This is a genomic window from Chloroflexota bacterium (genome assembly GCA_014360825.1).
Classification (GTDB): Bacteria; Chloroflexota; Anaerolineae; order UBA2200; family JACIWT01; genus JACIWT01.
The window spans coordinates 1-8,807 of the sequence record JACIWT010000038.1 but is presented as its reverse complement, the minus strand read 5'-3'; the positions used below and the strand labels follow the sequence as shown (position 1 = coordinate 8,807).

At 58.7% G+C, this 8,807-nt stretch carries 8 protein-coding genes; 5 read left to right on the top strand and 3 right to left on the bottom strand.

What is annotated here, in order from left to right:
• Together H5T64_13010 and H5T64_13005 are read right to left on the bottom strand one after the other, a co-directional pair.
• The coding region (locus H5T64_13010; GenBank protein MBC7265257.1) for an FprA family A-type flavoprotein at positions 1–338 on the bottom strand (338 nt) is incomplete at its 3' end.
• 135 nt (positions 339–473) lie between these two features.
• Positions 474–1,436, bottom strand: coding sequence for an integron integrase (locus H5T64_13005; protein MBC7265256.1), 963 nt, complete (start codon positions 1,434–1,436; stop codon positions 474–476).
• 229 nt (positions 1,437–1,665) lie between these two features.
• On the opposite strand from H5T64_13005, the gene H5T64_13000 reads away from it, so the two are divergent.
• The 5 genes from H5T64_13000 to H5T64_12980 are packed head-to-tail and all read left to right on the top strand — an operon-like array spanning position 1,666 to position 8,359.
• Positions 1,666–2,556, top strand: coding sequence for a DUF3800 domain-containing protein (locus H5T64_13000; GenBank protein ID MBC7265255.1), 891 nt, complete (start codon positions 1,666–1,668; stop codon positions 2,554–2,556).
• Positions 2,553–4,958: a DEAD/DEAH box helicase family protein gene (locus H5T64_12995; GenBank protein ID MBC7265254.1), complete on the top strand. Its 2,406-nt coding sequence runs from the start codon at positions 2,553–2,555 to the stop codon at positions 4,956–4,958. The genes H5T64_13000 and H5T64_12995 overlap by 4 nt, the downstream gene beginning before the upstream one ends.
• A gap of 13 nt (positions 4,959–4,971) precedes the next feature.
• The gene (locus tag H5T64_12990) at positions 4,972–6,159 is read left to right on the top strand and encodes a DUF4433 domain-containing protein (protein MBC7265253.1); all 1,188 of its coding nucleotides are present in this window, start codon (positions 4,972–4,974) and stop codon (positions 6,157–6,159) included.
• Positions 6,156–6,785, top strand: a complete 630-nt coding sequence (locus tag H5T64_12985; GenBank protein MBC7265252.1) for a restriction endonuclease subunit S — start codon at positions 6,156–6,158, stop codon at positions 6,783–6,785. The genes H5T64_12990 and H5T64_12985 overlap by 4 nt, the downstream gene beginning before the upstream one ends.
• A 2-nt stretch (positions 6,786–6,787) precedes the next feature.
• Entirely contained in the window at positions 6,788–8,359 is a 1,572-nt protein-coding gene (locus tag H5T64_12980; protein ID MBC7265251.1) for an N-6 DNA methylase, read from the top strand.
• Between the two features lie 118 nt (positions 8,360–8,477).
• Here H5T64_12980 and H5T64_12975 read toward each other — a convergent pair.
• The coding region (locus tag H5T64_12975; GenBank protein MBC7265250.1) for a glycosyltransferase family 4 protein at positions 8,478–8,807 on the bottom strand (330 nt) is incomplete at its 5' end.

Sequence of the window (8,807 nt, the reverse complement as noted above, 5' to 3'; positions counted from 1 at the left end):
TAGCGCCCCAGGCTCTCGGTGCCCTTCGCCGTACAGATCAACTTAGCCCCCGGTGCGAGGGCCAGGACACGGGGGATAGCGCCGGAGTGGTCAATCTCGCCGTGGTTGGCGATGAGGTAGTCAATTCGCGCCGGGTCAACGAACTCGCGGATGCGATCGAGCATCTCATCGGCGAAGGGAGCCGCGACGGTGTCCACCAGCGCGATTTTCTCCCCTAAAACCAGGTAAGCGTTGTAGGTAGTACCACGCGGGGTGGTGTAGGTATAGCCATGGAAATTGCGCACGTTCCAATCCACCGCCCCAACCCAGTAGACGTTCTCAGCAACTTGAACTTTCATTGTTTGCGCCTCCTTTATTTGTGCGGGGAACATCCCGCGATTCCATGTTATTATACCGCATATCGGTGGGATTGGCTGTGACTTTGGTCACAAAGAACATTACCGAAACCGCGGAGGATCAGCGTGGCGAGAAATTTAGTCCAGTGGACTGCGGACGGCCAGGCCGCCGCGCTGGAGGACGTGGGTGTAGATCATCGTGGTTTTCACGTCCTTATGGCCGAGGAGTTCTTGGACGGTGCGGATATCGTAATGCGCTCCCAGGAGGTGGGTGGCAAAGCAGTGGCGCAGGGTGTGGGGGCCGACGGGCTTGGCGATACCTGCCAGTCGGGCCGCCTCTTTGATCGCCTTATGCAGGCTGCTCTCGTGCAGGTGATGGCGGCGCGTGACGCCGGAACGAGGGTCCTGGGACAGGGAGTTGGCCGGGAAGACGTATTGCCAGCCCCACTCCTTGTCGGCGTTGGGGTATTTGCGCGCCAGGGCATCGGGCAAATAGACCGAGCCGAAACCTTGAGCCAGATCCCGCTCGTGCAGGGCTTTTACCCGTTGGAGATGTTCCTGGAGCAGCGGGATGAGGCTGCCGGGCAGCACCGTCACCCGGTCTTGCTCCCCCTTGCCGTCGCGGACGATGATGGCCCGCCGTTCGAATTCCAGGTCTTTGACGCGCAAGCGTAGACATTCCATCAGACGCAGGCCGCTGCCGTAGATCAACTTGGCCATCAACTGGTGTACGCCCGATAAGCAGCCGATGAGGCGCAGGGTTTCTTCTTTGGTCAGGACGGTGGGCAGCCGCTTGGGTCGCTTAGCGCGCAGGGCGTCAATGGGACCTAGGTCTTGATGGAGCACCTCGCGATAGAGGAAGAGGAGGGCGCTGAGAGCCTGGTTTTGCGTCGAGGCGGCGACGTTCTCCTTCACGGCCAGGTGGGTCAAGAATGCTTCTGCCTCGGCGGCGCCCATCTCGGCCGGGTGGCGCACGCCGTGGAAAAAGATGTAGCGCTTGATCCAGGCGACGTAAGCCTGCTCGGTGCGGATGGAATAGTGTTTGAGGCGCAGGGTGTCGCGGACTTGATCCAAGAGTTTCTTGGGGCGTTGCTCCTCCATAGATCGCCTCCTCAAAGTTGACAAAACGAGATTTACATTTTATCATAGAATTGTCATCAGGCTCGCACCGCAAACCAGATTGCCCCATCCAGATTCTAAGGTATTATGGCCGAAATTCGGCATAAGGGATGCTATGCCGAATCAGTTCTGTCTAGGAACCGAGGTAGATAGACCGAAATAACTCGGCCTACTCAATAGTTGGGCGGCTGGATGATTGGTGTGAGGCAAGATGACAAGTTCCATCACACACGTAGCCTACTCTGACGAATCTTATCAGACCGCTTCTCGTTACCGCAGCGTAGCGGTCATAACGCTGAACGCTACCGATGAATCTGCCATTACTCTAACCTTCGGTGAGATTCTTCGGAAATCTGGCATATCAGAATTCAAGTGGGAGAAACTGCGGCAGGCGAGAGAGAGATTTGCCGCCTTGAAGATGCTGGACAAAACAATGGAGTTAGCCATTGAGGGGAGACTACGGGCTGATGTCTTAATCTGGGATACTCACGATAGCCGTCACCAGATTCCAGGCCGCGATGATGTTGCCAACCTGCAGAGGATGTACTATCATTTGCTCAAAAATGTCCTTCAACGCCGCTGGCCTGCTGAGAGTATCTGGAAGCTTCATCCCGATGAGAATACAGCAATGGATTGGATGACCGTCCAGGACTTTCTAGATGCTGCCGGCCTGGAATTTAGAATTGATAGCAACCTGTTTGAAGGCGGATTTCGCCTCAGACTGGAGCGAGACTTTAGCGTACTCCAGATTGTGGAGGTCTGTTCCGCCAAAACACCGCTGAGCCAGTTAGCCGATCTATTCGCCGGCCTGGGAGCCTTCTCCCACTCTGCCTACGACAGGTATGAATCGTGGCTCCACTCGCAAAGTGGCCAGATGTCGCTCTTTGGTCACGAGCCGTGCAAAGTGAGTAACAGGGAACAAGAGCGGTTTACGGTCATCAAACACCTTGACGAGCAATGCAAAAAACACAAACTGGGAGTTGGTCTGAGATCTTCAAGAGGGTTCAGAACATACAACCCGGCTCATCCAATTAATTTCTGGCTCTACGAACCGCAGCACCCTGTCGATAAAGCACCAACCCGCGAAGTGGGAGAGCAATGAGCCGCAACGAAGAACAAACCCGCCGTGAGCTGATCAATCCGAAACTGCGCGACCGCGGCTGGACGGAGGACTTGATCCGCATCGAACGGACGGTCGGTGGTGCCGACATCATCGCCGGCAGACCGGTCAAGCGCAAAGGCCGCACGGACTATCTTTTGTGCCTGCCGGCCGGCCCCGGCCAATCACCGCTTCCGGTGGCCATCATCGAGGCCAAAAAGGAGTCCGAATTCCCTGCGCTGGGTATCCAGCAGGCGATGGATTACCGCCGTCGCTTCAATGTCCCTTTCATCTTTTCGACCAATGGCCATCTATACGCCGAATGGGGCGAGGACATCGGCCAGACTGTGGACAATCTGCCGTTGACCGATTTTCCCACGCCCGACCAGTTACGCACCCGCTACGAGGCACTGAAAGGCTACTCGCTTTCCGCCCCCGAAGCCCAGGCCCTGTGGGCACCCTACAAGGGCGGCGAAGCGGCCCGCTGGTATTTCCAGGATGCAGCCATTCGCGCCGCCCTGGAAAAGATCGCCCACGGCGGAAAGCGCGTGCTGCTCTCCCTGGCCACCGGCACGGGAAAAACCATCATCGCCGTCCAATTGCTGCACAAACTGGCTCAGGCCGGCCAACTGCGCCGCGCGCTTTTTGTTTGCGACCGGGATGAGTTGCGCACCCAGGGCTGGGCTAAGATGCACGCCGTGTTTGGCGACAACGCCAAGATCGTGACCACGTCCAACCCGCAGAAAAACGCCCGCATTCTGATCGCCTCTTACCAGACCCTGAACATCACCGACGAAGATGACGAACCGCGATTCTGGCGCGAGAACTACCCGCCGGGATTCTTCAGTCACATCATCATAGACGAGTGCCATCGCTCTGCCTGGGGTAAGTGGAGCATCATCCTGCAAGACAACCCCGACGCCGTGCACATCGGCCTGACGGCCACCCCGCGCATCATCACCGGCGGAAGGCGAGATGACCCGGCACGCCAGGCAGATGAGGCCATCACTGCCCACAACATCGAGTATTTCGGCGAGCCGGTGTATGAGTACCCGATGTGGATGGGGCAGGAAGATGGCTATCTGGCCGCCAGCGAGGCCGTCCGGCGCGTGGTGGACCTGGACCAGCAGGAGATCACCCGCGAGGACATCGAGCAGCGCACGGCCACCGACCCCCTCACAGGTCAGCAAATTGATCCGGAGACGCTGGAAGAGCGCTACACGGCCACCGATTACGAAGAAAAACTAATGCTTCCCGACCGGGTGCGGGCGATGTGTGCTGACCTGTTCCAGCATCTCTTGGACACCGGCGGGCCGCACCAGAAGACGATCATCTTTTGCGTACGCGATAGCCACGCCACGATGGTGGCGCAGGAGATGAACAACCTGTATCAGGCCTGGTGCCGCCAAAACGGCCAGTGGCCGGTGGACGTCTATGCCTTTCAGTGCACGGGCAACCCCAACCTGCGACCGCCGGCGTCCGATTTGATCCCCGAGTTTCGCGGCTCCAAAGCCTCTCACTTCATCGCCACCACGGTGGACCTGCTCTCCACCGGCGTGGATGTGCCCAACCTGGAGAACGTGGTATTCTTCCAGTATCTCAAATCGCCCATCGAGTTCTACCAGCGGGTGGGACGCGGCACGCGCACCGGTGAGCCGCGCGGCAGCAAGTTGATGTTCCGCATCTACGATTACACCAACGCCACGCGGCTCTTTGGACAGCCTTTTATCTCTCGCGCCCGCCCCAGCCGCGAGGGAACTGTGGAGGAGCAGCCTGCTGCCGAAGCCCAGGTGGGTGAACGCCCCGACGTTCCCTTCACGACCCGCTCTCTCCCCGGCCTGATCCGGGTGGAAGGTTTCGATGTGCACGTATACGGTAGCGGGAGGGCCATCGTGGTTGAAGAGAACGGGCGCGAGACGCTGGTGCCTGTGGAAGAATACGAGCAACGCTTGGCAGCCCGCCTGACCGAAGAGGCCCCCAGCCTGGACGACCTGCGCGACCGCTGGGTCTGGCCTGAGCGGCGGCGGGAGTTGCTGGAAAAACTACCCGGCGACGGCGCGGCGGTGCGCCTGATCCGCGTCCTGCGCGAGCAGGAGGAATGCGATCTCTACGATGTGCTGGCTGAACTAGGCTACGGCGTGGCCGCCCGCTCCCGTGCCGAGCGGGCCGCGGCCTTTTCCTACAAACAGCGGAATTGGTTGAAAGGGTTTCCCAATAAGGCCGCCAATGTGCTGGTCGCCATCGCCCACCAGTTCGAGCGCGGCGGCATTGAGGAACTGGAGACGCCCCATCTGTTCGACGCCGGGCCGGTACAAAAGGCCGGCGGATTTCGCACCCTGGTCGGCCTGCCCATGCCGCCGGAGCAGTTGATCCAGGAGACGAAAGCCAGATTGCTGGCCCCTTGATGATGGATTGACGATGGCAAACAAACGCCGTATTGAAAATTTGTACTATATTGCACCGGTAGAAAACCTGCCTTCCATTCTGAAGCGAGGCATTCTTTCCCATGCGGAAATTGAGAGGCAAGGTATTGAGGCGTTTCCGGTTTATGATGCCAAGATCGTGGCCGGTCGTCAAAAGCGCTTAACCCCAGACGAGCGGAGCCTCTGGGAGTTTGCCAATCTCTACTTTCAACCCAGAAACCCGATGCTCTATCGTCTCGTCCGGGAGGAAAAGAGTAAGAGCATCGTTGTTTTGGCGGTCAAACCACAGGTTCTCAATCTCGCACAGTATATAACTATTGGTAATGCCGCCAGTGCGTACTCGGAAATCTTGCCCAGGGACGAAGGACTGCGAAGGTTACAATCCAAAGAAACTTGGTCGCTCATTCAAAGCGAATGGTGGCGCCCTGAAGACGGCTCCAAGCGCATCATCATGTCCGAATGTCTGGTCTCCACAGTCATCCCGCCGGATTTTATTCATACGGTTTACGTAGCCAGTCATCAAACCGCTGAAGAGGTGCGTCGCTTACTGGGCCCGCGCGCCGGGCAGATTCCGATCGTTCAGGATCCGCACATGTTCTTCCTGCCTCGCAGGAGCGGACGGGTCAGTCCCACGCTTACGTGGGTGGACGGCGATATGTTCTTCTCCCACATGCAGACGCTGACCATCAGCGTCAACATCGTCGGCGTGATGGGCAAGGGGCTGGCCTCGCGGGCCAAGTATCAGTTCCCCGATGTGTACGTGGTCTATCAGGACGTGTGCCGCAGAAAAATCCTGGAAATGGGGAAGCCCTATCTCTACAAGAGAGAAATTCCGCTGGAACAAACGCTGGCCGATGAGCCTTTTTCTATGGCGGAGAATGGGGAAAGCAAATGGTTCCTGCTCTTGCCCACCAAGCGACACTGGAGGGACCGCTCGAATATCGGCGATATCGAAAAGGGTTTGCAGTGGATACGGGAGCGCTACAAACAAGAAGGCATCAAATCCCTGGCCCTTCCGGCATTGGGTTGCGGCCTGGGCGGACTGGAGTGGCGGGAAGTTGGACCCTTGCTGTGCCGTTATCTGGCCGATCTGGATATCCAGGTGGCCATCTACCTGCCGCAGGAAAAGAAAATACCGGAAGAGCATCTGCGGCCAGAGTTCTTGTTGGGGAGAGCGGTATGAGCAGCAAAAAGCGCGCCGGTGCACACCGCCCCCTGCCCCCCGGCTGGCGGTGGGTGAGGTTGGGGGATTCCAGTATTGCTACCATAATCATGGGACAATCCCCGCCTGGAAGTACTTACACCAAAGATCCCGTCGGATTACCCTTCTATCAGGGTGCTGCCGATTTTGGCGAGTTATATCCGACACCCAGTGTTTGGTGCAATGCACCCATCCGGATTGCCGAGCCAGGTGATGTGTTACTATCAGTTCGTGCGCCGGTGGGACCAACCAATATTGCCAATGAAAGGTGTTGCATTGGTCGTGGCTTGGCTGCTATCCGTCCAGGAAACTTGTTGTTAACTTACTACTTGTTAGTAGTTCTGCGCCATCTCGAAGACAAGTTGGCCAGCAGAGGAAGCGGTAGCACATTTGGGGCAATTGGCCGAGAGCACATTAAAGCGATTATTTTTCCTTTGCCGCCTCTCCCCGACCAGCGCGCCATCGTCGCCCGGCTGGAGGCGCAGATGGCCGAGGTGCAGCGGCTGCGCGCCGCGGCCGAACGGCAGTTGGAGGCGATCAACGCCCTGCCGGGGGCGCTGTTGAATGAGGTGTTTGGTGAGTTTGAACCACCAATGGATTCGGAGTGAGCATGGCCCGCAAGAACAACAACGGAACGAAAATCACCACCCAGGCCGAACTGGATCGCGCCGTGTGGAGCATCTGCGACATCCTGCGCCGCGATAAGGCCAAAGGCGCCCGGCTCTACGTCCCCGAACTGACCTGGATGCTCTTCCTCAACGCCCTGGACCAGAAGGAGGCGGAGGAAGAGGCTCGCGCCCGCGCGCTGGGCACGGCCTTTACCCCTTCCATCGAGCCGCCCTACCGCTGGCGCGACTGGGCCGCTCCGCCGGATAATCCGCTGCCCCTGTTTCAACAAGACGGCTTTCAACCCGGCTGGAAGCGCCGCGAACTGACCGAAGGGCCGTTGGGCACCTTCCTGGAATTCGTCAACGGCGAACTGTTCCCTTATCTGAGAGAACTGAGTCACCGTCCGGGCACCACCGACCGCCAGCGGGTGATCGGGATGATCTTTGCCAACAAAGAGCGCACCATCCTGGAGAGCGAAACCAACCTGCTGGATGCCCTGGATCGCGTGGATGCCCTCACCCGCGCCGAGATCAGCGAGCAGCACATCTTCCTGCTTTCCCAGGCGTTCGAAGGGCTGCTGCCCCGCCTGGGCGAAAAAGCCAACGACGGCGGTCAGTTCTTCACCCCGCGCGAGATCATCCGCGTCATCGTGCGCACGGTCAACCCGCAACTGGGCGGCACGGTTTACGATCCCTGCTGCGGCACGGGCGGCTTTCTCATCGAGGCCTACAAACATATGATGGCCCAGAACCCCACACCCACCCAGATCGAGCATCTCAAGACCGAGACCTTCTGGGGGCGGGAGTATGCCAACGAGGCCACCCCCATCTGCCTGGCCAACATGGTGCTGCATGATATTGACCTGCCGCGTATCTGGCACGGCAACACGCTGACCGGCGTCGCCACCGATGGCAGTCTCTTTGAAGGCGCGCCGATGCAGTTTGACTACATCCTGACCAATCCGCCCTTCGGCAGCAAGGAGGGCAAAGACGCCCAGGCACAATTCGCCTTCAAGACCGGCAAGGCGCAGGTGCTCTTCTTGCAACATATCATTGATTCTCTGGCCCCAGGTGGCACGTGTGGGATGGTCATTGACGAGGGGGTGATGTTCCACACCAAGACCGCCGCCTTTCAGCAGACTAAGCGCAAGTTGCTGGACGAATGCGACCTGTGGTGCGTGATCAGCCTGCCGCCGAACGTCTTTGTCAACGCCGGGGCGGGAGCCAAGACCAACTTGCTCTTCTTCACCAAAGGACGCCCCACGCAGCGTATCTGGTACTACGACCTCTCGGACATCAAGGTGACGAAGCGTCAGCCGCTGACCCTGGAGCATTTTGACGACTTTTTCGAACGGCTGGCCCTTGACCCAGACGACCCGGAGCGCATCAGCGAGCGCAGTTGGTACGAGGATATTGAGACCATCCGCAAGAAAAAATACGATCTGAAAGCCTTCAACCCCAATGCACCCGACAACTCGGATAGACGCACGCCGGAAGAGTTGATAACCATCATCCAACAATCACAACGAGAAATTGAGGAAACCTTAGAGGCATTGACACGGAGTTTGGGATAAATCGGGGGAGCCTGTGAAAATGATGCCGCCCAACACGCGCTTGCACCTGACGCCGCTCCGTTGCGCTTCGCGGCTCACGCGCCGGCCGTTAGCCAGTGGATTCACCCATCGGCAGTCATCACCAATCCTTCACCGCTGCCCGTTCCCTCACGATACGCTCGTACACCGCCGCCGTCCGCTGGGCAATGCGGTCCCAACTGTACTCCGTGCGCACCATGCGGTAAGCGGTCTCCGCCCTCTGGCGTGCCCAGTCGGGCCGGGCCAGAGTGTGATTGATGCCCCAGGCTAGCGAATTCACGTTGTCCGGGTAGACGAGAATCCCTGTCTCCCCGTGCTTCACTACCTCGTGTAGGCCTCCCACATCGCTCGCCACTACCGGCGTTCTCGCTGCCATAGCCTCCAGAGCCACGATACCGAAGGGCTCGTACAGGCTGGGGAAGACCGCCAC